Raw genomic sequence first — 25626 nt, 5'->3', positions numbered from 1 at the left:
GCGGTGCTTCAGACGGTCGCGGCGACGAGTCCTGCGGCAGCGCGGAGTTCCTCGACACGGTCGAGCTGCTCCCACGTGAACCCGGGGAGCTCGCGGCCGAAGTGGCCGTAGGTCGCGGTCTGCGCGTAGATCGGTCGGAGCAGGTCGAGGTCGCGGATGATCGCGGCCGGACGCAGGTCGAACACCTGGCGGATGGCGGCTTCGATCGTGGCGTCGTCGACGTGTCCGGTGCCGAAGGTCTCGACGTAGAGCCCGACGGGCTTCGCGCGGCCGATCGCGTACGCGACCTGCACCTCGAGCCGGTCGGCGAGCCCCGCGGCGACCGCGTTCTTCGCGACCCAGCGCAGCGCGTAGGCGGCCGAACGGTCGACCTTCGACGGGTCCTTGCCGCTGAACGCTCCGCCACCGTGACGGGAGGCCCCGCCGTACGTGTCGACGATCACCTTGCGGCCGGTGAGTCCGGCGTCGCCCTGGGGTCCACCGATCTCGAAGCGACCGGTCGGGTTGACGATGACGTCGACGTGCGAGGAGTCGAGGTCGACGAGGTCGAGGACCGGACGGATCACGTGCTCGGTGATCGCGGCGGTGAGCTCGTCGAGCGTGACGCTCGGCGAGTGCTGCGTGGAGAGCACGACGGTCTCGACGGTCTTCGGCACGACGCCGTCGTACCCGACGGTGACCTGGGTCTTGCCGTCGGGACGCAGGAACGACAGCTCGCCCGACTTGCGGACCGCGGCCAGGCGCTCGGCCAGGCGGTGCGCCAGCCAGATCGCGACCGGCATGTACTCGGGGGTCTCGTTCGTCGCGAAGCCGAACATGATGCCCTGGTCGCCGGCGCCCTGACGGTCGAGCGGATCGACCGCACCGGTGCGGGAGTCGAGCGACTCGTCCACACCCTGCGCGATGTCGGGCGACTGCGCACCGATCGAGACCTCGACACCGCAGGTGGCGCCGTCGAACGAGACGTCCGACGAGTTGTAGCCGATGCCGGTGATGACGTCACGCACGAGCTTCGGGATCTCGACGTAGCCGGAGGTCGTGACCTCGCCGGCGACGTGCACGAGCCCGGTGGTCACCATCGTCTCGACGGCCACGCGCGCGTTCGGGTCGACCGTGAGCAGCGCGTCGAGGATGCTGTCCGAGATCTGGTCGCAGATCTTGTCGGGGTGCCCCTCGGTCACCGACTCGGACGTGAAGAGGCGGAGAGCAGCTGCAGTCACCGGGATCAGTCGGTGGGCTGCTGCTGCTTGGTGACGGTGAGCTTGTCCTCGTTGATCTCGTGGAGCGCGACGGACAGCGGCTTGTCGTCGATCGTCGAGTCGACGAGCGGGCCGACGTTGTCGAAGAGCGAGCCCTCGTGCAGGTCGGCGTAGTAGTCGTTGATCTGGCGGGCGCGCTTCGACGCGAAGATGACGAGCGCGTACTTCGACTCGACCTTGCTGAGCAGGTCGTCGATGGGCGGGTCGATGATGCCCTGGGGGTTGGCCATGGTGTCTCCTCGAAGTCAGTGCACCCGTCAGGGCGCAGAGAACAAGTCTACGACCTCACGTGCCGCGGTGCCGACATCGGAGTTCACGATCCGCACGTCGAACTCGTCCTGGGCGGCCAGCTCGACCTTCGCGGTCTCGAGACGACGCGCCTGTTCATCCGCGGATTCGGTGCCACGGCCGATGAGCCGGCGCACCAGTTCCTCCCACGTCGGGGGCAGCAGGAACACCAGCACGGCCTCGGGCATGGCGTCGCGGACCTGTCGTGCGCCCTGCAGGTCGATCTCGAGCATGACCTTCTCGCCGGCGTCGAGCGCACGGTCGATCGGCGGCCGCGGGGTGCCGTAGCGGTACGAGTTGTGGACGGTCGCCCACTCGAGCAGCTCGCGGTCGCGGATCATCCGGTCGAACTCGGCGTCGTCCACGAAGTAGTAGTGCACACCGTCGACCTCGCCGGGGCGGGGCTTCCGGGTGGTGGCGGAGACGCTGAGGTTGACGTCCGGGTACTGCTGTCGGATGTGCGCGCTCACCGTGCCCTTGCCGACCGCGGTGGGTCCGGCGAGCACGACGAGCTTCGAGGCACCACGCTTGCGACCGCGCGCGGCGAGCCAGTCCGCCAGCGCGGTCCGCTGCCGGGTGCCGAGGCCACCGAGGCGCTTCGACGGTGCGATCCGCAGGGTCCCCATGATCGCCTCGGCTCGTGCGGGGCCGATGCCCGGCAGGCTGACGAGCAGGTCGCGGACCCGCAGCGAACGCTCGGCCGAGGTCGTCTCGACCAGCGAGTCGTCCCACGCGGCACGGGCGACGTCGAGTGCGGAGCGCTCCCCCGACGCGATCGCCGCCTTCACCGCAGCCCGGGCGCGTCGTGCGGCGACGGCGGCCTTCGCCGCGGCGACGCGGTCCACCTCTGGCGGGGTGCGGTGCGCGGGCAGGCCCTCGGGCGCGTCGGTCACGCTGCCGCCGCCAGTGCCGTGCGGATGCGGTCGGCGCGGTCGGCGACGAGGGCCGCGACCCCGTCCGGACCGTCGGTCAGCAGGCCGCGCGACTCGCTCACGAGCACCTGCTCGGCACGGGCGCCGTACAGCGCCCGGAGGTCCTCGATGCGGGCCCCCTGGGCGCCGAAGCCCGGGGCGAGGACCGGCGCGGAGCCGATCGCGTCCGCGTCGATGCCGAAGTCGTCGAGGTGAAGGGTCGCGCCGAGCACGAGCCCGACGTCGCCCAGGGCCTGATCGCCCACGGACCGGTTGTCGTCTGCCACGTCCAAGACGATACCGGCCGCGACCGTCCGGCCGGTACGCGGTCCCTCGGCCAGCACCGCGGTCTGCAGCACCCGGGCCTCGGGGTTGCTCGTCGCCGCGAGCACGAAGACCCCCGCACCGTTCCGGCGCGCGACGTCGATCGTGCCCCGGAGCGAGCCGTACCCGAGGTACGGCGACACCGTCATCGCGTCGGCCGCGAACGGCCCGTCGCGGTCCAGCCACGCCAGCGCGTAGTCGTCACCGGTCGTCCCGATGTCGCCCCGCTTCACGTCGGCGACGACCAGGAGGCCCGCATCGCGTGCCCGACGGATCGTCGCGTCGAGCGCGCGGTAGCCCGCCACCCCCGCCGCCTCGAAGAAGGCGACCTGCGGCTTCACGATCGCCGCGCGGCCGGCAGCCGCGTCGACCAGGGCCGCGCCGAATGCGGCAAGGCCCTGCTCGTCGCGGCCGAGCCCCCACGCCGCCAGGGTGGCGGCGTGGGGGTCGATGCCGACGCAGAGCGGTGAACGCTCGCGCACGGCGGACGCGAGTCGGTCGCCGAAGGAGGCCGGGCCTCCTGACCGGTTCGTGCCCACGCTGGCAGCCGTCACCAGGTGGCGCGCTCGAGCGCGTAGTCCTGCAGGCTGCGGACGTTGAGCGGCGAACCGATCGTCTCGATCGCCGCGACGGCCGCCCCGATCTGCGCGATCGTCGTGAACAGCGGCTTGTCCGCCGCGACCGTGGCCGCACGGATCTCGTACCCGTCCGCACGACCGGCAGCACCGGACGGCGTGTTGATGACGATGTCGACCTCGCCGGTGGCCAGCAGGTCGACGACGCTCTCGCCACCCTGGCTGTACTTGCCGACGATGCCGACCTCGATGCCGTTGCGCCGGAGGATCTCCGCCGTGCCCTCGGTCGCGATGATCGTGAAGCCGAGCTGCTGCAGGCGGTGCACCGGCAGAACGATCGCGCGCTTGTCGGTGTCGGCGACGCTCACGAAGACCGTGCCGCTGGTCGGCAGGCCGCCGTACGCGGCGTCCTGCGACTTGAGGAAGGCCCGCGGGAAGTCGCGGTCGATGCCCATGACCTCGCCGGTGGAGCGCATCTCGGGGCTGAGCACCGAGTCGACGACCTGGCCCTCGCGGGTGCGGAAGCGACGGAAGGGCAGCACGGCTTCCTTGACGGCGACCGGCGACTGCGCGGGCACGAACGCACCGTCACGCTCGGGCAGCATGCCCTCGGCGACGAGCTCGGCGACCGTGGTGCCGGTCATGATGCGGGACGCGGCCTTGGCCAGCGGGATGCCGAGCGCCTTCGAGACGAAGGGCACCGTGCGGCTGGCGCGCGGGTTCGCCTCGAGGACGTAGAGCACGCCGGCGCCGATGGCGAACTGGACGTTGAGCAGGCCCTGCACGCCGATGCCGCGGGCGATCTTCTCGGTCGCGTCGACGACGCCCTGGATCTCCGCGCGGCCGAGACCGACCGGGGGCAGGGTGCACGCCGAGTCGCCGGAGTGGATGCCGGCCTCTTCGAGGTGCTCCATGATGCCGCCGATGTAGAGCCGCTCGCCGTCGAAGAGCGCGTCGACGTCGATCTCCACCGCGTCGTCGAGGAACCGGTCCACCAGCAGCGGGAGCTCCGGGCCGATGATCGCCTGGTCGGCCATCCGGTCGAAGTAGTCCGCGAGCGACGGGGAGTCGTAGAGGATCTCCATGCCGCGGCCGCCGAGCACGAACGACGGGCGGACGAGGACCGGGTACCCGATCTCCTCGGCGACCGTGGTGGCGCTCGTCAGGTCGTGGGCCGTGCCGTTCCGCGGTGCGAGCAGCCCGGCCGCGTCGAGGATGGCGGAGAACTGCCCGCGCTCCTCGGCCGAGTCGATCGCGGTGGGGCTGGTGCCGAGGATCGGGATCCCGGCGGCCTCGAGCGGCTTCGCCAGGCCCAGGGCGGTCTGACCACCGAGCTGCACGACGACGCCGACGAGTTCGCCGGACGCCGCCTCGGCCTCGATGACCTCGAGGACGTCCTCGGCCGTGAGCGGCTCGAAGTACAGGCGGTCCGAGGTGTCGTAGTCGGTCGACACGGTCTCGGGGTTGCAGTTGATCATGATCGTCTCGAACCCGGCGGCGCTCAGCGCGAAGGACGCGTGCACGCACGAGTAGTCGAACTCGACGCCCTGCCCGATGCGGTTCGGGCCGGAACCGAGGATGACGACCTTCTTGCGGTCGCTCGGCGTGATCTCGGTCTCGGTGTCGTACGACGAGTAGTGGTACGGCGTCAGGGCGGGGAACTCGCCGGCGCAGGTGTCGACCGTCTTGAAGACCGGTCGGATGCCCTGGGCGTGCCGCTCGTCACGGACCTGCTGCTCGGAGACCGGTGCCGCGTCCGTGCTGCGCAGGCTCGCGATCTGGGTGTCGCTGAAGCCGTGCTCCTTCGCCCAGCGCATCGTGTCCGCGTCGAGGGTGTCCGCGGCACGGACCTCGTCCGCGACCTCGTTGATGAGCACGATCTGGTCGATGAACCAGGGGTCGATCTTGGTGGCCTCGAAGACCTCGTCCGCGGTGGCACCCGCGACCAGGGCCTGCTGGACCGTGACGATGCGGCCGTCGGTCGGGATCGACGACTTCGCCAGCAGGGCGTCCTTGTCGAGCTCGGACGCCGGGGTGTCCCAGTGGAAGCTCGACCCGCGCTTCTCGAGCGAGCGCAGCGACTTCTGCAGCGCCGTGGCGTAGTTCCGGCCGATGGCCATCGCCTCGCCGACGCTCTTCATAGTGGTGGTCAGGGTGGCGTCGGCGGCCGGGAACTTCTCGAACGCGAACCGCGGGGTCTTCACGACCACGTAGTCGAGCGTCGGCTCGAAGCTCGCCGGGGTGACCTTCGTGATGTCGTTCTCGATCTCGTCGAGCCGGTAGCCGATCGCGAGCTTCGCGGCGATCTTCGCGATCGGGAACCCCGTGGCCTTCGACGCCAGGGCCGACGAGCGGGACACGCGGGGGTTCATCTCGATGACGATGACGCGGCCGTTGGACGGGTCGACGGCGAACTGGATGTTGCAGCCACCGGTGTCGACGCCGACGCGACGGATGATGTCGATGCCGATGTTCCGCATGTTCTGGTACTCACGGTCGGTCAGGGTCAGCGCGGGGGCGACCGTGATCGAGTCACCGGTGTGGACACCGACCGGGTCGACGTTCTCGATGGAGCAGATGACGACCGTGTTGTCGTAGTTGTCGCGCATCAGCTCGAGCTCGTACTCCTTCCAGCCGAGGATGGACTCCTCGAGCAGGACCTCGGTCGTCGGGCTGGACTGCAGCCCGTCGCCGACGAAGCGGACGAGTTCGGCCTCGTTGTAGGCGAAGCCCGAGCCGAGGCCGCCCATGGTGAAGGACGGGCGGACGACCAGCGGGTACCCGAGGTCCTTCGCGAACTCCTTCGCTTCTTCGAGCGTGTGCGCGATGTGGCTGCGGGCGACGTCGGCACCGGACTCGAGCACGAGCTCCTTGAAGAGCTGGCGGTCCTCGCCGCGCTGGATCGCCTCGACCTTGGCGCCGATGAGCTCGACGCCGTGCTTGGCGAGGATGCCGGCCTCGTCGAGCGCGATGGCCGCGTTCAGGGCCGTCTGACCACCGAGGGTCGGCAGGACGGCGTCCGGCTTCTCGATGCGGATGATCTCCTCGAGCGACGCGTTCGTGATCGGCTCGATGTAGGTCGCGTCGGCGAAGTCGGGGTCGGTCATGATCGTCGCCGGGTTCGGGTTGACCAGGATGACCCGGACGCCCTCGGCCCGGAGGACGCGGCACGCCTGGGTGCCGGAGTAGTCGAACTCGGCGGCCTGACCGATGACGATCGGGCCGGAACCGATGACGAGGACGGAGTTGATGTCTGCGCGCTTGGGCATCAGTTCGCTTCCTTGGTGATGTCTGCTGCGGGGGTCGTGGCGTCGGCGGTGGCCGCGTCGAGCGGCTCACCGTCGCGACGCTCGCGCACCATGTCCGCGAACCGGTCGAAGAGGTACATGCTGTCGTGCGGCCCGGCGGCGGCCTCGGGGTGGTACTGCACGCTGAACGCCGGCACGTCGAGCGCTCGGAGACCCTCGACCACGTCGTCGTTCAGCGAGTAGTGCGAGACCTCGACCCGACCGAACCCGGCCGGCGACTCGATGACCTCGCCCAGGGGCGCGTCGACCGCGAAGCCGTGGTTCTGGCTCGTGATCTCGACCTTGCCCGTGGTCGTGTCGAGCACCGGCTGGTTGATGCCGCGGTGGCCGAAGGGCAGCTTGTAGGTGCCGAAGCCCAGGGCACGGCCGAGCAGCTGGTTGCCGAAGCAGATGCCGAAGAACGGCCGGCCGGTGCGCAGGCTGCCCTGCAGCAGTTCGACCTGCGCGTCCGAGGCGGCGGGGTCACCGGGGCCGTTCGAGTAGAAGAGGGCATCCGGTGCGAGGGCTTCCAGCTCCTCGGCGGAGATGTCCTGCGGCACGACGTGCACCTCGAAGCCGCGGGCGGCGAGGTACCGGGTGGTCGACGCCTTCACACCGAGGTCGAGGACGGCCAGGGTGCCGATCTGCTCACCTTCGGCCGGCACCACGTACGTCTCCGGGGTGGACACCAGCGACGAGAAGCTCGCGCCCGCCATGGTGGCCTGCGACCGCACGGCGTCCAGCTGCTCCGACTCCGGCAGTGCCGCGTCGGCGCCGCTGAAGACGCCGCCCTTCATGGCACCGGCGTCACGGATGCGGCGGGTGAGGGCGCGGGTGTCGATCCCTGCGATGCCGACGATGCCGTCGCGCACCAGGTGGTCGTCGAGCGTGGCGTTCGCGCGGTGGTTCGACACCACGCGGCTGGGGTCGCGCACCACGTACCCGGCGACCCAGATGCGACGGGACTCGGGGTCCTCGTCGTTCACCCCCGTGTTGCCGATGTGCGGCGCGGTCTGCACCACGATCTGCCCGGCGTAGGAGGGGTCGGTCAGCGTCTCCTGGTAGCCGGTCATGCCGGTCGCGAAGACCACCTCGCCGAGCGTGCGCCCACGGGCGCCGTAGGCCCAGCCGTCGTACCGGGTGCCGTCTTCGAGGACCAGGACGGCCCGTTCGCGTGTCATGCTTTCTTCCCTTCGCCCGCGGTTCGCGGAGCATCGGCCGCAGTCGCCTGCGGCCCGGTCTCGGTCAGTCCCTGCAGGGCGTGCAGCGCGGCTGCGTCGCCCTCCGGGAACCGGAAGTAGGTGTCCAGGTCCGTCGCACCTGCGGCGCCGGTCGCCGTCCATCGCAGACGGACTAGTCCCCCGGGTTCGACCACGCGGTCGATGGCCCACGTGGAGCGGTCGGCGCCGCGGACCGCGTCGCGCGCGATCCAGCGGTCGTCGGTACCGGCGAGGCGCATCACCACGCCGGTCGCGTGGACCGTCACCCCGCCGCGGCCGCGGAACCCGAGGCCGCCTGCGGTGATGCGTTCCAACGGCTGGTCGGCGCGGGTCGTCGCGACGGTGAACCCGTCCCACGACCCGACCGCCGGTGCCAGGTCGGCCGGCACCCGGACCGGAGGCACGGCTTCCGCCTGCTTCCTGGTCCGCGTCCGCCAGGTGCGCGCCATCGCGACGAACAGGGCGGCGACCGCGAGCAGGATCACCGCGCCGAGGAGCCAGCGCTGCGTGTCGCCGCTCATGCGCGCGCCCCTGTCCGGAGCGCCGCGGCGTGCGCCGCGATCGTGTCCGCGTCGACGACCCGGCCGTCGAGCACCGTCGCGTACCCCTGGTGGAAGGTCGCGACGACCCGGCCCGGCAGGGTCATGCCGAGGTACGGCGAGTTCTGCGACTGGCCGGCGAGGTCGGTGACCGCGAACTCACGGCTGGCCGACGGGTCGTAGAGCGTGATCTCGGCGGGCGCGCCCTCGGCGATGCGCTGCCCGTGCCCCTCGACCTGACCGATCCGCGCCGGCGCCTCGGACAGCACCCGGGCGACGTCGGCCCAGTCGAGCCGGCCGTCGTCGACCACGGCGGACTGCACCACGCTCAGCGCCGACTCGAGACCGACCATGCCGTTCGCGGCGGCGGGCCACTCGCAGCACTTCGCCTCGGCGGTGTGCGGTGCGTGGTCGGTCGCGACGATGTCGATGGTGCCGTCGGCCAGGGCCGCGCGGAGCGCCTCGACGTCCTCCCGGGCGCGGAGGGGCGGGTTCACCTTGTAGCGGGCGTCGTACCCGGGGGCGCCGTCGTGCCCGGCGATGAGGTCCTCGGTGAGCACCAGGTGGTGCGGCGTGACCTCGGCCGTGACGTCGATGCCACGGGACTTCGCCCAGCGGATCACCTCGACGCTGCCGGCCGTCGAGACGTGGCAGACGTGCAGCCGCGCCCCGACGTGGTCGGCGAGCAGGACGTCGCGGGCGATGATCGCTTCTTCCGCGACGGCGGGCCACCCGGCGAGGCCGAGCTCGGAGGACAGCCGGCCCTCGTTCATCTGCGCGCCGATGGTCAGGCGTGGCTCCTGGGCGTGCTGCGCGAGCACCCCGCCGAACCCCTTGATGTACTCGAGTGCGCGGCGCATGAGCAGCGGGTCGGCCACGCAGGAGCCGTCGTCCGAGAACACCCGGACCTTCGCCCGCGAGGTCGCCATCGCACCGATCTCGGACAGGTGCGTGCCCTGCAGCCCCTGCGACACGGCGCCGATCGGGCGGACCGTGACGTACCCGGCGTCGTCGCCGAGCGCCTGCACCTGCTCGACGACGCCCGCGGTGTCGGCGACGGGGCTCGAGTTCGCCATCGCGTTCACGGCGGTGAAGCCGCCGGCGGCCGCGGCACGCGAGCCGGTGAGGACCGTCTCGGACTCCTCGTGGCCGGGCTCGCGCAGGTGGGTGTGGAGGTCCACGAGACCGGGCAGGGCGATGAGCCCGTCCGCGTCCACGGTGGTGGCGCCGGCCGCGTCGAGACCGGACCCGATCGCGGTGATGCGCCGGCCCTCCAGACGGATGTCGGCACGCGAGCCGTCGACCAGCTGCGCGCCACGGATCAGGTGAGCGGTCATGCGGCGGACTCCTTCGCGTCGGTGCCGTTGCCGGCGTTGCCCGTCAGGGCGAGGTAGAGGACGGCCATCCGGACCGAGACGCCGTTCTCGACCTGCTCGACGACGGTCGAGCGGGGGTCGTCGGCGGCGACGCCGGCGATCTCGAGTCCGCGGTTCATCGGACCGGGGTGCATGATCAGCGTGCGCTCGGACAGCCGTCCGAAGCGCGCCGCCGTCAGGCCCCAGTGCCGCGTGTACTCGCGCGGGTTCGGGAAGAAGGCGTCGTTCATGCGTTCCTGCTGGATGCGGAGCGTCATGACGACGTCCGGGTCCTCGGCCAGGGCGGTGTCGAGGTCGTGGTGCACCGCGGCGCCGAACGGTGTCGTCGTGGCGGGCAGCAGGGTCGGTGGCGCGGCGAAGGTCACGCTCGCGCCGAGGGTGCGGAGCAGCCAGGCGTTCGAGCGGGCGACACGGCTGTGCAGGACGTCGCCGATGATCAGGACCCGCACGCCGTCGAGGCCCTGGCCGCGCGAACCGGTGCCGTGCAGGCGGCGGCGCATCGTGAAGGCGTCGAGCAGCGCCTGCGTCGGGTGCTCGTGGGTGCCGTCGCCGGCGTTGACCACCGGCACGTCGATCCAGTCGGCGTCGGCGAGCACCCGCGGGGCGCCGGACGCGCCGTGGCGCATGACGATGCCGTCGATGCCCATCGCGCCGAGGGTCTGCACGGTGTCCTTCAGGGATTCGCCCTTCGAGACGCTCGAGCCCTTCGCGGCGAAGTTCAGGACGTCGGCGGACAGGCGCTTCGCGGCGGCCTCGAACGAGATGCGCGTGCGCGTGGAGTCCTCGAAGAACAGGTTCACCACGGTCTTGCCACGCAGGGCCGGGAGCTTCCGGACCTCGCGCGTGTTGACCTCGGCCATCTCCTCGGCGACGTCGAGGATGTGGACGGCCTGGTCGCGGGACAGGTCGGCGGTGGAGAGCAGGTGCCGCATCACGCCACCCCCTGCTCGATGAACACGGTGTCGTCGCCGTCGGTCTCGGCCAGGTGCAGCGTGACCCGCTCGTCGGACGCCGTGGGCAGGTTCTTGCCGACGTGGTCCGCGCGGATCGGCAGTTCGCGGTGGCCGCGGTCGACGAGCACGGCGAGCCGGACGGCACGCGGCCGACCGATGCCCTGCAGCGCGTCGAGCGCGGCGCGGACGGTACGGCCGGAGTACAGCACGTCGTCGACGAGCACGACGACCTTGCCGTCGATGCCACCGGCGGGGATGACCGTCCGGTGCGGCGCGCGACCGATGCCGTGGCCGAGGTCGTCCCGGTGCATGGTGACGTCGAGCGTGCCGACACGCTCCGTCCCGATGCCACCGGCCGCCGAGGACCACTCCGGCTCGATGCCGGCCAGGATCCGGCCGAGGCGTTCCGCCAGGACGGCGCCGCGGGTGGGGATGCCGAGGAGCACGAGGTCCGAGCCCCCGTGGTTGGCTTCGAGGATCTCGTGCGCGATGCGTGTCAGGGCACGCGTGATGTCGGGCTGTTGCAGGACCGTTCTGGTTCCCACGTCGACCCCCTTCCCCGCCTCACTGGACGGCATTAAAGGATGCTGACGTGGCCAACCCTACCGGGACTCCTGGTCTCCTGCGACCGTCCGACCAGACGGTGCACGACCGCCGGCGACGGCCCCGAGCACGCCGTTGACGAAGCCGGCAGAGTCCTCGGTGGACAGCGACTGCGCGAGCTCGACCGCCTCGGCGATCGCGACGGCGTCGGGGACCTCGGGGTTGAACCGGAGCTCCCAGACGGCCATCCGCAGGATGCAGCGGTCGAGGACCGGCATCCGGGCGATCGACCAGCCCTGGGCGTGGTCGACGATCACGGCGTCGACCTCGTGACGGGCGTCGTCGACACCCGTGACGATCTGCCGGGCGTAGTCCCAGCTGGAGGCACGCTCCGGCTGGTCCAGGTGCCGGACCGTCTCGGTGGCGAGCACGTCCGCGATCGGCAGCTCGCGCACCTCGGCGACGTACAGCATGTCGAGGGCGCGCTTGCGGGCCTTCGAACGAGCACTCATACGGTCAGCGCCTAGGAGTTGACGCGGCCGAGGAAGCTGCCGTCGCGCGTGTCGATCTTCACCAGGGTGCCGCTCTCCAGGTACAGCGGGACCTGGATGCGGTGACCGGTCGCGATGATGGTCGCGTCCTTGGTGCCACCGGACGAACGGTCACCCTGCAGGCCGGGCTCGGTCTCGACCTCGGTGACGATCGACGTCGGGAGCTCGACGTACAGCGGGTTGCCCTCGTTCATGGCGATGGTGACCATCGCGGACTCGAGCAGGTAGTTCTTGGCGTCGCCGACCACGGTCGCGGAGACCGGGATCTGGTCGTACGTGTCGGTGTCCATGAACACGTAGGAGTCGCCGTCCTCGTAGAGGAACTGGTAGTCACGACGGTCGACGACGGCGGTGTCGATCTTCGCGCCGGCGTTGAACGTGCGGTCGACGACCTTGCCGGAGACGACGTTCTTCAGCTTGGTGCGGACGAACGCGCCGCCCTTGCCCGGCTTGACGTGCTGGAACTCGACGACCGACCACAGCTGGCCGTCGATGATGAGAACGGCGCCGTTCTTGATGTCTGTGGTACTGGCCATGAGTCGTCGGTGTCCCGTTCGGTCGTGTTGTGAAGTGTCCTCGGGCCGCGGACGGCCCCGGACGAGTGTAGCGGACGCCCGCCCGGCGGCCGGAGCGGTGCCCGTCGCGCTCAGCGCCGTCGTCGGGCGAGCCAGGCGTCGATCGCCGCCCAGGCGAGCAGCACCACCGCCGCTCCCCCGAGCAACGCACCCGCGACCCCGGTGGACAGGGTCGCCGTCGGCCGCGCCGGCAACGACAGGTACACGATCGCCAGGACCCCTGCCCCGGCCCCGAGCAGCACGAGCAGGATGCGCCGGATCATGCCGGACACGAGCTGCCGGTCGCGGCTGTCCGCGAAGAGCCGGATGTTCACCGTGAACCGGCCGGTCTCGATCGCCTCGCCGATGCGGTCCACCCGGCGCGGCAACCGACGGGCCGCGGACACGACCCCGAGCAGCTCCTTCGCCGCCAGGTCGCGGAGCTTGCCCGGCCGGAGTTGGTCGGTGATCTGCTCCCGGGCGAGTCCGCGGGACTCCTCGAGCAGGTCGAACGACGGTGCGAGCGTGCGGAGTGTGCCCTCGAAGATCGCCAGGGCACGCGCCGCAGCGACGAAGTCCGGCGGCGGCTTCAACCGGTACCGCCCGAAGACCTCGACCGCGTCGTCCACGGTGTCGACGCCGATGCGTGCCCCCGGACCGAGCTCGTCCGCGACGAAGCGGGCGATGTCCCGACGGAAGTCGGGCTCGTCGTGCGCATCGCGCACGGGCGCCATCCGCAGGACCGCATCGGCGATCCGCGACGTGTCGTCCTGCAGGTAGGCGGCCAACAGGTCCTGGACCGTGTCCCGGAGACCCGGGTCGAGCCTCCCGACCGATCCGAAGTCGATCAACGCGGGCCGCCCGTCGGGCAGCACCAGGACGTTCCCCGGGTGCAGGTCCGCGTGGTACAGGCCGTCGAAGACGACCTGGCGCAGGAAGGCGCGGAGGATCGCGCGCATCGGCGCGTCGAGGTCGCGCTCGGAGCGCTCGGCGCGGATCGCGCTGAGCGTGTCGCCCTCCAGGAACTCCATCACCAGCACACGCCGGCCGGACAGGTCCGGGTACGGGTCCGGGAACCGGACCTCGTCCGGACGCGCGCTGCGGGCCTGGGCCGCACGCAGCGCAGTGAGGTTCCGCAGCTCGGACACGAAGTCCACCTGACGGATCAGGTCGTCCGCGTACTGGCCGGCGATGTCCTGCACGCCGACCTGTCGCGCCTCGGTCGACCACCTGGCCATGAACCGGACGACCCGCAGGGCGATGTCGACGTCGCGGCGCACGGCGGCGTCGATGCCCGGCCGCTGCACCTTCACGGCGACCGCGGTGCCGTCGGGCAGCCGGGCGCGGTGCACCTGCGCGATCGACGCCGCCGCCACCGGCACCGGGTCGAACGTGGCGAAGACCTGGTCGACCGGCGCACCGAGCTCCTGCTCGAGCAGCGCACGGACCTCGTCCGCCGGCGCCGCCGTGACGTTCCGCTGGAGGTGCGCGAGTCCCTCGGTCCACTCCTCGGGCAGCAGGTCGTCGCGCGTGGAGAGCAGCTGGCCCATCTTCACGAACCCGCCGCCGGCTTCCTCGAGCGCGCGGCGCAGGTGCTCGGCCTGGTCGCGACGCAGGTCCGAGGTCGCCGGGTCGTGCGAGAAGTCGAGGCGGCGGAAGGGGACCAGGTGGTGTCGGCGGGCGATCGAGAGGAGTTCGGTGAAACGCCGGCCCCGGGAGCGCAGCGTGCCGGTGTCGGCGTCGCGCGGGCCGGAGAGGTCGCTCAGTCGGGGTGGGGTGGGCACGCCCGTCAGTCTGCTCCCCGCTGCTGGGTCCGCCGCGTGCGGGTGGTGCCGTCCGCCACGTCGCCCCATCCTCCTCCACAGTCTGGAGGCCCGGCGCGGCTTCCACAGGTCCGCGCGGGCCCGGCGCGGGGCTCGGTCTCTGCAGTGGATTCGTCGGGTCCTGCGCTGACCGAGCAGGCTAGACGCCGACCTCCTGGTAGGCGGTGAAGAGCAGGTGGTCCTCGGGGCCCTCGAGCACGACGGGTTTGCCGACGCCGTCCAGGATGATGAACCGCAGCATGCCGGCACGGGCCTTCTTGTCGCGACGCATGGTGGCGAGCAGCCCCTGCCACCGTCCGACGCCGTACGAGGTCGGCAGCTCGAGCGACTCCAGGATCGTCCGGTGACGGTCGACCGTGGCGTCGTCCAGGTGTCCGGTCAGCCGGGCGAGTTCGGCGGCGAACACCATGCCGACCGACACCGCCGCACCGTGGCGCCACTGGTACCGCTCGGCGTGCTCGATCGCGTGCCCCAGGGTGTGCCCGTAGTTCAGGATCTCGCGTCGGCCCTGCTCGGTGAAGTCGTCCGACACGACCTCGGCCTTGAGCGCGATGGCGAGCTCGACGACCCGGCGGAACTCCGGCGTCGTCGGGTCGGTCACCCGGGCGACGTCGGCCTCGACGATGTCCAGGATCTCGGGCACGGCGATGAACCCGGCCTTCACGATCTCGGCGAACCCGGTCAGGATCTCGTTGCGCGGCAGGGTGCGGGCGAGGTCGAGGTCCACGACGACGGCGCGGGGGGCGGAGAAGGCGCCGACCAGGTTCTTGCCCTCGTTCGTGTTGATGCCCGTCTTGCCGCCGACGCTGGCGTCCACCATGCCGAGCACGCTCGTCGGGACGGACACGTACGCGACACCGCGCAGCCACGTCGCGGCGACGAAGCCGGCGAGGTCGGTGACGGCACCGCCGCCCAGGCCGATGACCGCGTCGGTGCGGGTGAAGTCGGCCTGCCCCATAATCTGCCAGCAGAACGCCGCGACCTCGACACGCTTGGCGCCTTCGGCGTCGGGGACCTCGGCGATCAGGGCCTCGAGGCCTGCTTCGACCAGGAGCGCTCGGAGCTCGTTCGCCCGGGCGCCGAGCGTCGGCGAGTGCACGATCAGGACCTTCGCGACACGCGGGCCCAGGATCCCGGGCAGGGTGCCGAGCAGGTCCGTGCCGACGGCCACCGTGTAGCCGTCGTCACCGCCCACCCGGATCTCGGTGGTCCCGGCGGGCAGGGTCGACTCGGTCACGGTGCTCCTTCGGTGCTGGTGGTGCTGCTGGTCGTGCTGCTGGTCGTGCTGCTGGGCGCGGCGTTCGTGCCAGCGTCGCTGCGCACCCACGTGACGACGTCGTCGACCACACGGGACATCGGCCGTCGGGACGTGTCGACCACGACGTGCGCGAGTTCGGCGTAGGTGGCCGCTCGCTCGTCCATGATCGTCTGCCAGGCGTCGATCCCACCGTTCGCCAGCAACGGCCGGTCGGACCCGGCGATGCGCTCGGCGACGGCCTCGGGCGAGACGGTGAGCAGGACGATGCGCGCTCCGGTCAGGGCCCGCCGGGTGTCCGCGTGGGTGACGGCTCCCCCGCCGACGGCGACGACGCCGCCCGTGGACAGCGCTGCCCGGACGGCTTCGGCCTCGAGCGCACGGAACGCCGGCTCACCGCGGTCGGCGAAGATGCCGGGGATCGGTCCGTGCTCGCGGACGATGGCCCGGTCGGTGTCCGTGAACGGCACGCCGAGGGCCTTCGCCACCCGCTTGCCGACGCTCGACTTGCCGGCACCCATCGGGCCGATGACGACCACGGGCGCATCGGCGCATCGGACGTCGGTGCTCACAGGTCGGTCGAGGTCGCCGAGGGCTCGGTCCGGCGCGTGCGCAGGGTCTCCGGGATCGCGGCCAGGTAGGCGTCGAGGTTGCGCTTGGTCTCGACGACGTTGTCGCCGCCGAACTTCTCGAGCACCGCGTCGGCGAGCACCAGGGCCACCATCGCCTCGGCGACGACCCCCGCAGCCGGCACGGCGCAGACGTCCGAGCGCTGGTGGTGCGCCGCGGCGTCCTCACCGGAGACGACGTCCACCGTGTGCAGGGCGTGCGGGATCGTGGCGATCGGCTTCATGCCGGCTCGGACGCGCAGCACGGTGCCCGTGGACATCCCACCCTCGGTCCCACCGGCACGGTCGCTCGTGCGGTAGATCTCGCCGTCCTCGCGGTACAGCTCGTCGTGGGCCGCGGAGCCACGGCGACCGGCGGTCGCGAAGCCGTCGCCGACCTCGACACCCTTGATGGCCTGGATGCCCATGATCGCCGCGGCGAGGCGGGCGTCGAGCCGGCGGTCCCAGTGGACGTGCGAGCCGAGGCCGGGCGGAACACCGTAGAACAGCACCTCGACGACACCGCCGAGGGTGTCGCCGTCCTTCTTGGCGGCCTCGACCTCGGTGACCATGCGCGCGGAGGTCTCGGCGTCGAAGCAGCGCAGCTGGTCCTCGTCGAGGCGGTCCACGTCGTCGGGCAGCGGCAGGTCGGTGCCGTCCGGCACCCGGACCGTCCCGACCTGCAGCGTGTGCGCCACCGAACGGATGCCGAGTTCGGCCAGGAAGGACTTCGCGACGGCTCCGAGCGCCACGCGTGCCGCGGTCTCACGGGCGCTCGCACGCTCCAGGACCGGGCGGGCCTCGTCGAAGCCGTACTTCTGCATGCCGACCAGGTCGGCGTGACCCGGACGCGGTCGGGTGAGCGGGGCGCTCCGGCCGCGGGACATCTCGGTGGACTCGATCGGCTCGGGGTTCATGACCTCGACCCACTTCGGCCACTCGGTGTTGCCGATGCGGATCGCGATGGGGCTGCCGAGCGAGTAACCGTGTCGGACGCCGCCGGACACGTGCAGCTCGTCCTGCTCGAACTTCATCCGCGAGCCGCGGCCGTAGCCGAGCTTGCGGCGTGCGAGGTCGGCACGGATGGACTCGAACGACACCGGGACACCCGCGGGCAGGCCCTCGAGCATGGCGATCAGTTCGGGTCCGTGGGACTCACCAGCGGTCAACCAACGAAGCATGCGGCAATCCTCCCACAGCGTTCGTCCGTGCGACGTCGGCGCCTACTGGTAGTCGGGGTGCGCCCGCAGCCAGGCCTGGAACTGGTCGACCGCGACCAGGTGCTGGTCGTAGGTGTCCGAGAAGACCGTCTTGCCCGACTCCAGGTCGACCGTCACGAAGTACAGCCACTTGCCCGCGGCCGGAGCCGTGACCGCCTTGATCGCGACGTCACCCGGGTTCGAGATCGGTGCGGGCGGCAGCCCCTCGTGCACGTAGGTGTTGTACTCGTTCGAGGCGTCCGCGCGCTCCTCGTCGGTCGTGGTCACGGTGTGCGTGTTGCCCGTGCCGTACGCGACCGTGGCGTCGGACTGGAGCTTCATGCCCTGGTCGAGCCGGTTCTGGAACACCCGCGCGACCTTCGGGTAGTCGGCCGCGAGCCCGGCTTCCTTCTGCACCAGCGACGCGAAGACGATGGTGCGCTCCTGGTCGGCCTCCTTGACGCCGGCGGCGGCGAGGTGCTCCTTCATCGTGTCGACCATCGACTTGAAGTACTGTTCGGCGGACCAGCCCGGGTTGATCGGGTAGGTCGCGGGGAAGAGCCAGCCCTCGAGCGTCGTGACGCCTGCCGGCAGGTCGTACGCCGACAGGTCCTTCGCGGCCGCGTCGACCTGCTTCTTCGTCAGGCCGGCCTTCGAGACCATGCCGGCCTCGATGTCGGCCAGCGCGGTGCCCTCGGGGATGATGATCGACGCCTGGACCCGGTTGTCCTTGTCCTGCAGGGCGGCCAGCGCGGACTTCGAGCTCATCTGCTTCTTCAGCGCGTACGAACCGGGCTGGAACTGCACGTCCGGCGAGGCGAGCAGGAGCTTGTAGAACACCTTCGAGTCCTTGACGACGCCGCTGCGCTGCAACGTCGCGGCGACGTTCTCGCCGATGTCCCCCTGCTTGATGGTGATGGTCACCTTCGAGGTGCCGTCACCGGTGTAGTCGTCGGGCTCCTGCGCACCGCTGATCGCGCCGATCAGCTGCTGGATCTTCGGGGCGGCGAACGTGTAGGCCCCGACACCCGCGGCCAGCACCACCGCGACGATCACGAGCCCGGCGACGAGCGGTCCGCGTCGACGCTTCGGTCGCGGGTCGCGCGGCTGCCTGGAGGAGCGTCCTCTGCCGCCTCGTCCCCCGCGTCCGCCGCCTCCCGCGGCGCCACCGCCGCCGGTCGCGTCGCCGTGGTCCGTCCCGTCGGCACCGGACCCGCCGCCCGCGGCGGTCGCCGCGGACCCGGTCGGCAGTTCGCCGGTCAGGAGTGCTGCGACCTCGGGGTGCAGCTCGTCGGGGCTGGTGGCGATCGGTGCGTCGGCGGGAGACGCCGGGCGTTCGTCGCGCGTGGTCGCCGGAGCATCGTCGGCCGGCTCGGGGGCCTGCGGCTCGTCGGTGGGCTCCGGGGCGGGTGAGCCGGCGACGCGGGCTCGTTCGGCCTCGAGTGCGCGGGCTTCGCGTCGGGACATCGGAGGCGCGGGTGGTGGGGTCACCCGACCAGCGTCGTCGCGGTCATCGGTGCCTGTCGTGCGGTCGGAAGTCGCCTTCCGCCGCTCGGCGTCGTTGCCGGGCGCGATGATCGCGTTCCAGTCCAGATCGTCTGCCAACGTCCTCGGTCTCTCGGTCGGGAACTCCACCTGGGCACCGTCGTCCGCGGACTGACGACGGGAGCACCCTTGCGCGGTACCGGGCAGCCCTGTCAGGGAAGCGTGGTGCCCGGAGGGGCACCTGCACTGCGCTCGTGGTCGAGCGCGTGTTGCAGAATGATAACAGCGGCTGCTTGGTCGATCACGGCCCGGGACTTCTTCGTGTTCTTGCCGGCCTGGTGCAGCCCGCGCTGGGCGGTCACCGTCGACAGTCGTTCGTCCACCAGGCGCACCGGACGACGCGCTGCGATCCGGGCGGCGAACACGCGGGCGTCCTCGGTCGAGGCGGTGTCCGCGCCCGACATCGACAGGGGCAGACCGACCACGACCTCGACGACGTCGTACTCGTCCGCGAGCTCGAGGATGCGCCGGAGGTCCTTCGAGTCGTCGCGACGGACGGTCTCGACCGGCGTCGCCAGCAGGCCGTCACGGTCGCACACCGCGACCCCGATCCGGGCGCGCCCGACGTCGACGCCGAGCCGCCGCCCGGACCGGATGCCCACGGTCAGCCCGCGAGCCGTGCGGTCACGGCACGGAGCGCCGCGGGGAGCGCGGCCGCGTCGGTCCCGCCGCCCTGCGCCAGGTCCGGCTTGCCACCGCCACCGCCACCGAGCACGCCGGCGGCCTCCTTCGCCAGGGGGCCCGCCTGCACGCCCGCAGCACGAGCGGCGTCGTTGGTCGCGACGATCACGATCGGCTTGCCACCGACGACCGCCCCGAGCACGACGACGGCAGCACCGTCACCGAGCTGGCCCCGCACACCGGTGGCGAGCGAGCGCAGGTCGTCGCCGGACTGCAGTCCGTCGACCGACTCGGCGACCACGGTGGTGGCACCGACGGTCGTGGCGTTGCGGGCGATGGCGGGCACGCGCTGCTGCAGGTTCGCCGACTCGTACTCGGCGAGCTTCTTCTGGGCGCTCCGCAGGTCCTCCATCAGGTTCTGCACGCGGGCCGGCAGGTCGGCACGAGGTGCCTTGAGCGCGCTGGAGAGCTGCGACACGATCGTGCGCTCGACGGCGAGGTCGCGGAACCCCTCGAGCCCGACCAGCGCTTCGACGCGGCGGTTCGTCGAACCGACGCTCGACTCCCCCACCAGGTTGACCAGTCCGATCTGTGCACTCGAGGCCACGTGGGTGCCACCGCAGAGCTCGCGGGACCACGGACCGCCGATGTCGACCATGCGGACCTCGGCGCCGTACTTCTCACCGAACAGGGCCTGCGCGCCGAGCGCCTTCGCCTCGTCGATGGGCAGGATGCGCGTGGACACCTCGAGGTCGGTGCGGATCGCGGTGTTCACGACCTCCTCGATCTCGGAGCGGGTCTCGAGCGACACGGGCTGCGACCACGAGAAGTCGAGGCGCATGTAGCCGGACTTGTTGTACGAACCGGCCTGCAGCGCCTCCGGCCCCAGGATGTCGCGGAGCGCCGCGTTCACCAGGTGCGTCGCGGAGTGCGCCTGGGTCGCGCCACGGCGGTACTCGGCATCGACGACGGTGCTCGCGGCGTCGCCGACCCCGACCTCGCCGGAGCGGACCTGCACGGTGTGGCTCCAGAGCCCGGAGACCGGTCGCTGGACGTCGAGGACCTCGAGGTCGAACCCGTTGCCGACGATCGAGCCCTGGTCGGCGTCCTGGCCGCCGGACTCGGCGTACAGCGAGGTCTCGCCGAGGATGACCTCGGCGATGTCGCCCACCACCGCGCGGTCGACGCTGACGCCGTCCACGATGATGCCGAGCACGCGCGTCTCGGTCTCGAGTGCGTCGTAGCCCAGGAAGGTCGTCTCGCCCTTCGCCCGGAACGCGCTGTAGACGCTCAGGTCGGCGATCGCGGTCTTCTTGCTCTTCGCGTCGGCCTTCGCCCGGGCGCGCTGCTCGGACATCAGGGTCTCGAAGGCCGTGCGGTCGACGTGCACGCCGGCTTCCTCGGCCATCTCCATCGTCAGGTCGATGGGGAACCCGAAGGTGTCGTGCAGCAGGAACGCCGTGTCGCCGCCGATCGACGGGGCACCGTCCTGCTTCGCGCGCTCGACCGCGACGTCGAGGATGGTCGTGCCCTGCGCCAGGGTGCGGAGGAAGGTCTCCTCTTCCGCGTAGGCGATGCGGGAGATCCGGTCGTAGTCGGACGCCACCTCGGGGTAGGCGTCGCGCATGGCGTCGCGGGACGCCGGGAAGAGCTCGGGGAACGTGGCGGCCTCGACGCCGAGCAGGCGCATGGCGCGCACGGTCCGGCGGAGCAGGCGACGGAGGATGTACCCGCGGCCCTCGTTCGACGGGCTCACGCCGTCGGCGATGAGCATCAGCGAGGAACGGACGTGGTCGGCGATGACACGCATGCGCACGTCGTCCTCGTGCACGGCACCGTAGCGACGGCCGGAGATCTCGGCCGCGCGGTCGAGCACCGGGCGCACCTGGTCGATCTCGTACATGTTGTCGACGCCCTGCTTGATGAAGGCGACGCGCTCGAGCCCCATGCCGGTGTCGATGTTCTTGTTCGGCAGTTCGCCCGTGATCTCGAAGTCGTACTTCGACCGCACGTCGGCGATCTGGTACTGCATGAAGACGAGGTTCCAGATCTCGACGTAGCGGTCGTCGTCGGTGGCCGGGCCGCCGTCGATGCCGTGGTCGGGGCCGCGGTCGAAGAAGATCTCGGAGCAGGGACCCGCGGGTCCGGGCTGCCCGGTCGACCAGTAGTTCGTGTCCTTGCCCAGACGCTGGATCCGCTCGTCGGGCAGCGACGAGTGCTGCTTCCAGAAGGCGATCGCCTCGTCGTCCTCTTCGTAGACGGTGACCCAGAGGTCGTCGGGCGAGAAGCCGAGCCCCCCGTCGGTCTCCGACTTGGTGAGGAACTCCCAGGCGAACTGGATCGCCTGCTCCTTGAAGTAGTCGCCGAACGAGAAGTTCCCGTTCATCTGGAAGAACGTGCCGTGGCGAGGGGTCTTGCCGACCTCTTCGATGTCGTTCGTCCGGATGCACTTCTGCACGCTCGTCGCCCGCGGGAACGGCGCCGGGATGAGCCCGGTCAGGTACGGGATGAACGGCACCATGCCGGCGACCGTGAAGAGGAGCGACGGGTCGTCGGAGACGAGGGACGCGGACGGGACGACGGTGTGGCCGCGGTCACCGAAGTACTGGAGCCAACGGCGGCGGATCTCTGCGGTCTGCATGGTGCTTCCTGGGTTCAGGTCGTGGGTGGAGGAGAGTCGTGACAGCTCGAAGCGGAGCGCTCAGACGTCCGTGCGGAGCTCGGCGTCGCGCGATCGGTAGCCGTCCGCGACGGCACCCGTGAAGGCCTTCGTCTTGGCGTTCACCTCGGCGAAGAGCCGGGCGCCACCGGAGGTCTGGGCGACCCGGTGTGCGACGGCGAAGCCGATGACGATGCCGACGGCGACGAAGAACAGCTGCTTCACGGTGCCTCTCCCTCTGTGCACCCGGGCGGTGCATGCCCGGACAAGCTTAGCCGCCGGTGCCGGAACGCCGAACGGCGGGTCGCCCTCGAGAGGACGACCCGCCGTTCGGGTGTGTTCAGTGGATCAGCGAGCTGCGTAGTACTCGACGACGAGCTGCACTTCACAGGTCACGGGGACCTCGGCGCGCTTCGGGCGACGCACGAGGCGGGCCTGGAGCTTCTCGATCTCGACCTCGAGGTAGCCCGGGACCTTCGGGAGGACTTCCTGGTGGCCACCGGCAGCGGCGACCTGGAAGGGCTCCATCGACTCGGACTTCGCCTTGACGTGGATCAGCTGGCCCTCCTTGACGCGGAAGGAGGGGCGGTCGACGAGCTTGCCGTCGACGAGGATGTGACGGTGCACGATCAGCTGACGGGCCTGCGCGGTGGTGCGGGCGAACCCGGCACGGACCACGAGGGCGTCGAGGCGCTGCTCGAGGAGCTCGACCAGGTTCTCACCGGTCAGGCCCTTCGTCTTGCGGGCCTCTTCGAAGACGATGCGGAGCTGCTTCTCGCGGATGCCGTACTGGGCGCGCAGACGCTGCTTCTCACGGAGACGGACGGCGTAGTCGCTGTCCGCACGACGGCGCGTACGGCCGTGCTCACCGGGCCCGTAGGGGCGCTTCTCGAGGTAACGGGCCGCCTTCGGCGTCAGCGGGATGCCGAGCGCGCGCGACAGGCGGGTCTTGCTGCGGGTACGTGACTTGGTAGACACAGGGTCCTTTTCTCTGTTCGAACTGAATACTCGCCGGGCACTCCAACAGCACGCTCAGTGGTGCAGCACGTGCTCGGTCCCGACGACGGGATCCAGAGGGATGAGCCTGTGGGATCGGACGGCTACAGCCCGAACCTCTGCCCCCGTACCACCGGAGTGGCACTCTGTCCTCGACGCAGCCGTGCTCGAGGACCAGGACGTAGGCCCGGCAATGCTAGCAGCATCCAGCCCGGCGCAGAAGCACCGACACTAGTGACCGCGTGTGATCTTCCGGAGTCGTTCGAGCCGCGGCCCGACCTCTCGCTCGTACCCGTTGGCCGTCGGGGTGTAGTACTCGGTGCCCTCGAGGGCGTCCGGCAGGTACTGCTGCTCGGCGACCCCGTGCTCGGCGTCGTGCGAGTAGACGTACCCCTTGCCGTGCCCGAGTCGCTTCGCCCCGGCGTAGTGCGCGTCGCGCAGGTGCATCGGCACCGTGCCCATCCGCCCCGCCTTGACGTCGGACATCGCCTGGTTCACCCCGTTGTAGGCGGCGTTCGACTTCGGTGCCGTCGCCAGGTAGACGACCGCCTCGGCCAGGGGGATGCGACCCTCGGGCATGCCGATGAGCTGGACGGCCTGCGCCGCGGCGACCGCGATGGACAGCGCCTGCGGGTCGGCCATGCCGATGTCCTCGGACGCGGAGATGATGATCCGCCGCGCGATGAACCGGGAGTCCTCGCCGGCCTCGATCATGCGGGCGAGGTAGTGCAAGGCTGCGTCGACGTCGCTCCCCCGTACCGACTTGATGAACGCGCTGATGACGTCGTAGTGCTCGTCGCCCTGTCGGTCGTAGCGGAGCAGGGCCCGGTCGACGGCGGCGGCGACGGTGTCGGCGTCGACGACGGGCACGGTGTCGTCGTCGTCGTCCTGCGCCGCGGTGGCCGATGCCGCCGCGGCCTCGAGCGCGGTGAGGGCGCGTCGGGCGTCACCGGAGGCGAGCCGGATGATCGAACTGCGGGCTTCGTCGCCCAGGACGACGGCGCCGCCGAGGCCCCGGGGGTCCTCGACCGCACGGTCGACGAGCATGCCGAGGTCGGGATCGGTGAGTGGTTTGAGCGTCAGGAGCAGCGAGCGGGAGAGCAGCGGCGAGATGACCGAGAACGACGGGTTCTCGGTGGTGGCTGCGATCAGGATCACCCACCCGTTCTCGACGCCGGGCAGCAGGGCGTCCTGCTGGGCCTTGCTGAAGCGGTGGATCTCGTCGAGGAACAGCACCGTGGTCGACCCGTACAGGTCGCGGTGGGTCAGTGCCTTCTCCATGACCTCGCGAACGTCCTTCACGCCGGCGGTCACGGCGGAGAGCTCGACGAACTCGCGGCCGGACTGGCGTGCGATGGCCTGCGCCAGCGTGGTCTTCCCGGTGCCGGGCGGACCCCAGAGGATCACGGAGACCCCGCCGGGGTTGTCACGCGTGCCGGTGGCGAGCTGCACGAGGGGTGAGCCCCGCCCGAGCAGGTGCTGCTGGCCGGCGACCTCGTCGAGGCTGGTCGGTCGCATCCGGACGGCGAGCGGGACGGAACCCTGCGCGAGACCGGCGCGACCACCCGTGGTGGGCGCGTGCATGCCCGAACGATCCGCTGCCATCCTGCAATCGTAAGCCGCACCACCGACGCACGCCGCGCCTCCGAGCCGGTGGCGGTGACCGTTCGGCTACGCTCGTTGCACACTGCGACGAGAGGGCAGACCAGCACCGTGGCACCGAAGAACCCAGCGCGTGACAACCGTGAGGCGCGCGAGCGGCTCCGCCTCTACCAAGCCCGTCAGGGCCTGCACGAGCGGCAGCGCAGCCGCCGTGTGCGCGACAACCTGATCGGTGCAGGCACCCTCGTCCTCGTCGCGGCCCTCGCCACCGGGTCGCAGCTCGCCTTCGCCGGGTCGCGGGGGTCGGACGCCCCGACACCGAGCACCTCCGCGTCGTCCACGGCGACGCCGTCGGCCAGTGCGACGGCCGGCAACACCGGCGACGTGCCGAGCAAGTCGATCGCGAAGGGCGCGACCTGGACGGGCACGCTCACGCTCAACAAGAGCATCGACCTCGGCATCGAGCTCGACGGGGCGAAGGCACCGCAGGCCGCGAGTGCCGAGATCTCGTTGATCCGCGACCAGTTCTACAACGGCACCACGTGCCACCGACTCGCCGACAGCGCCGGTCTGAAGTTCCTGCAGTGCGGATCCGCGAACGGCGACGGTACCGGCGACGCGAGCTTCGAGTACGGCCCGCTCGAGAACGTGCCGAAGGACGGCGTCTACGAGAAGGGCACGATCGCGATCGCTCGGTCGGACTCCCCCTACTCGCAGTCGACGCAGTTCTTCATCGTCTACGGGGACACCACGCTCGACGGCTCCACAGGCGGCTACACGGTCGTCGGGAAGGTCACGAGCGGCCTGTCCGAGCTCGAGTCGGAGATCGCTGCGAAGGGCATCGCGTCCCCCGGCAGCGACGGCACCGGCGAGCCCAAGGTGACGACGAAGATCACCGACGCGACCATCGCGGAGCAGAAGTAGTCCACAACCCGTCG

23 protein-coding genes are annotated in these 25626 nt (G+C 71.0%); 1 reads left to right on the top strand and 22 read right to left on the bottom strand.

The window, feature by feature from the left end:
* Positions 1-8: 8 nt before the first annotated feature.
* From metK to QRN30_RS14400, 22 genes are all read right to left on the bottom strand, one after another.
* On the bottom strand, positions 9-1220 hold the full coding sequence (gene metK / locus QRN30_RS14505) for a methionine adenosyltransferase (protein WP_017887187.1): 1212 nt from the start codon (positions 1218-1220) through the stop codon (positions 9-11).
* A gap of 5 nt (positions 1221-1225) precedes the next feature.
* The gene (gene rpoZ / locus QRN30_RS14500; RefSeq protein WP_017887186.1) at positions 1226-1489 is read right to left on the bottom strand and encodes a DNA-directed RNA polymerase subunit omega; all 264 of its coding nucleotides are present in this window, start codon (positions 1487-1489) and stop codon (positions 1226-1228) included.
* A gap of 27 nt (positions 1490-1516) precedes the next feature.
* A complete protein-coding gene (gene gmk, locus QRN30_RS14495) occupies positions 1517-2440 on the bottom strand; it encodes a guanylate kinase (RefSeq protein ID WP_017887185.1) in 924 nt (307 codons plus the stop codon).
* Positions 2437-3321 (bottom strand): orotidine-5'-phosphate decarboxylase, encoded by an 885-nt coding sequence (gene pyrF, locus QRN30_RS14490; RefSeq protein WP_235517503.1) that lies wholly within the window; start codon positions 3319-3321, stop codon positions 2437-2439. The genes gmk and pyrF overlap by 4 nt, the downstream gene beginning before the upstream one ends.
* 11 nt (positions 3322-3332) lie before the next feature.
* The gene (gene carB / locus QRN30_RS14485; protein WP_263136368.1) at positions 3333-6626 is read right to left on the bottom strand and encodes a carbamoyl-phosphate synthase large subunit; all 3294 of its coding nucleotides are present in this window, start codon (positions 6624-6626) and stop codon (positions 3333-3335) included.
* On the bottom strand, positions 6626-7825 hold the full coding sequence (carA, locus tag QRN30_RS14480) for a glutamine-hydrolyzing carbamoyl-phosphate synthase small subunit (RefSeq protein WP_140448092.1): 1200 nt from the start codon (positions 7823-7825) through the stop codon (positions 6626-6628). The genes carB and carA overlap by 1 nt, the downstream gene beginning before the upstream one ends.
* Positions 7822-8385, bottom strand: coding sequence for a PH-like domain-containing protein (locus QRN30_RS14475; RefSeq protein ID WP_042540296.1), 564 nt, complete (start codon positions 8383-8385; stop codon positions 7822-7824). The genes carA and QRN30_RS14475 overlap by 4 nt, the downstream gene beginning before the upstream one ends.
* Positions 8382-9740 carry a dihydroorotase gene (locus tag QRN30_RS14470; protein WP_056068790.1) on the bottom strand — a complete coding sequence of 453 codons (1359 nt, stop codon included), beginning with the start codon at positions 9738-9740 and terminating at the stop codon, positions 8382-8384. The genes QRN30_RS14475 and QRN30_RS14470 overlap by 4 nt, the downstream gene beginning before the upstream one ends.
* Positions 9737-10711: an aspartate carbamoyltransferase catalytic subunit gene (locus QRN30_RS14465; protein WP_194590527.1), complete on the bottom strand. Its 975-nt coding sequence runs from the start codon at positions 10709-10711 to the stop codon at positions 9737-9739. Before QRN30_RS14465 ends, QRN30_RS14470 begins: the two co-directional genes overlap by 4 nt.
* Positions 10711-11310, bottom strand: a complete 600-nt coding sequence (gene pyrR / locus QRN30_RS14460) for a bifunctional pyr operon transcriptional regulator/uracil phosphoribosyltransferase PyrR (protein ID WP_017887177.1) — start codon at positions 11308-11310, stop codon at positions 10711-10713. Before pyrR ends, QRN30_RS14465 begins: the two co-directional genes overlap by 1 nt.
* A gap of 24 nt (positions 11311-11334) precedes the next feature.
* Positions 11335-11787: a transcription antitermination factor NusB gene (gene nusB, locus QRN30_RS14455; protein WP_284761263.1), complete on the bottom strand. Its 453-nt coding sequence runs from the start codon at positions 11785-11787 to the stop codon at positions 11335-11337.
* An 11-nt stretch (positions 11788-11798) separates the two neighbouring features.
* Complete coding sequence (efp, locus tag QRN30_RS14450) at positions 11799-12362, bottom strand: elongation factor P (protein WP_017887175.1); 564 nt, start codon at positions 12360-12362, stop codon at positions 11799-11801.
* A 110-nt stretch (positions 12363-12472) separates the two neighbouring features.
* Positions 12473-14164 (bottom strand): ABC1 kinase family protein, encoded by a 1692-nt coding sequence (locus QRN30_RS14445; RefSeq protein WP_017887174.1) that lies wholly within the window; start codon positions 14162-14164, stop codon positions 12473-12475.
* Positions 14165-14342: 178 nt separating this feature from the next.
* Entirely contained in the window at positions 14343-15440 is a 1098-nt protein-coding gene (gene aroB / locus QRN30_RS14440; RefSeq protein ID WP_284761262.1) for a 3-dehydroquinate synthase, read from the bottom strand.
* Complete coding sequence (locus QRN30_RS14435; protein ID WP_284761261.1) at positions 15437-16030, bottom strand: shikimate kinase; 594 nt, start codon at positions 16028-16030, stop codon at positions 15437-15439. Before QRN30_RS14435 ends, aroB begins: the two co-directional genes overlap by 4 nt.
* A complete protein-coding gene (gene aroC / locus QRN30_RS14430) occupies positions 16027-17247 on the bottom strand; it encodes a chorismate synthase (protein ID WP_031259741.1) in 1221 nt (406 codons plus the stop codon). Before aroC ends, QRN30_RS14435 begins: the two co-directional genes overlap by 4 nt.
* A gap of 42 nt (positions 17248-17289) precedes the next feature.
* A complete protein-coding gene (gene mltG, locus QRN30_RS14425) occupies positions 17290-18870 on the bottom strand; it encodes an endolytic transglycosylase MltG (protein ID WP_284761260.1) in 1581 nt (526 codons plus the stop codon).
* A gap of 92 nt (positions 18871-18962) precedes the next feature.
* A complete protein-coding gene (ruvX, locus tag QRN30_RS14420; protein ID WP_031259739.1) occupies positions 18963-19406 on the bottom strand; it encodes a Holliday junction resolvase RuvX in 444 nt (147 codons plus the stop codon).
* A gap of 8 nt (positions 19407-19414) precedes the next feature.
* Entirely contained in the window at positions 19415-22072 is a 2658-nt protein-coding gene (gene alaS, locus QRN30_RS14415; protein ID WP_284761259.1) for an alanine--tRNA ligase, read from the bottom strand.
* 60 nt (positions 22073-22132) lie between these two features.
* Positions 22133-22315: a hypothetical protein gene (locus QRN30_RS14410; RefSeq protein ID WP_017887167.1), complete on the bottom strand. Its 183-nt coding sequence runs from the start codon at positions 22313-22315 to the stop codon at positions 22133-22135.
* A gap of 123 nt (positions 22316-22438) precedes the next feature.
* Positions 22439-23068 carry a 30S ribosomal protein S4 gene (gene rpsD / locus QRN30_RS14405; protein ID WP_017887166.1) on the bottom strand — a complete coding sequence of 210 codons (630 nt, stop codon included), beginning with the start codon at positions 23066-23068 and terminating at the stop codon, positions 22439-22441.
* Between the two features lie 249 nt (positions 23069-23317).
* On the bottom strand, positions 23318-24670 hold the full coding sequence (locus QRN30_RS14400; protein WP_082509432.1) for a replication-associated recombination protein A: 1353 nt from the start codon (positions 24668-24670) through the stop codon (positions 23318-23320).
* A gap of 129 nt (positions 24671-24799) precedes the next feature.
* On the opposite strand from QRN30_RS14400, the gene QRN30_RS14395 reads away from it, so the two are divergent.
* Positions 24800-25612 carry a peptidylprolyl isomerase gene (locus QRN30_RS14395; protein WP_284761258.1) on the top strand — a complete coding sequence of 271 codons (813 nt, stop codon included), beginning with the start codon at positions 24800-24802 and terminating at the stop codon, positions 25610-25612.
* The last annotated feature ends 14 nt before the right edge of the window (positions 25613-25626 follow it).

Origin of the sequence: Curtobacterium sp. MEB011 (assembly GCF_030209655.1) — a bacterium.
Lineage (GTDB): Bacteria > Actinomycetota > Actinomycetes > Actinomycetales > Microbacteriaceae > Curtobacterium > Curtobacterium poinsettiae.
Note: the sequence above shows the minus strand (reverse complement) of the source record. Positions and strands in the feature narration are given on the sequence as shown.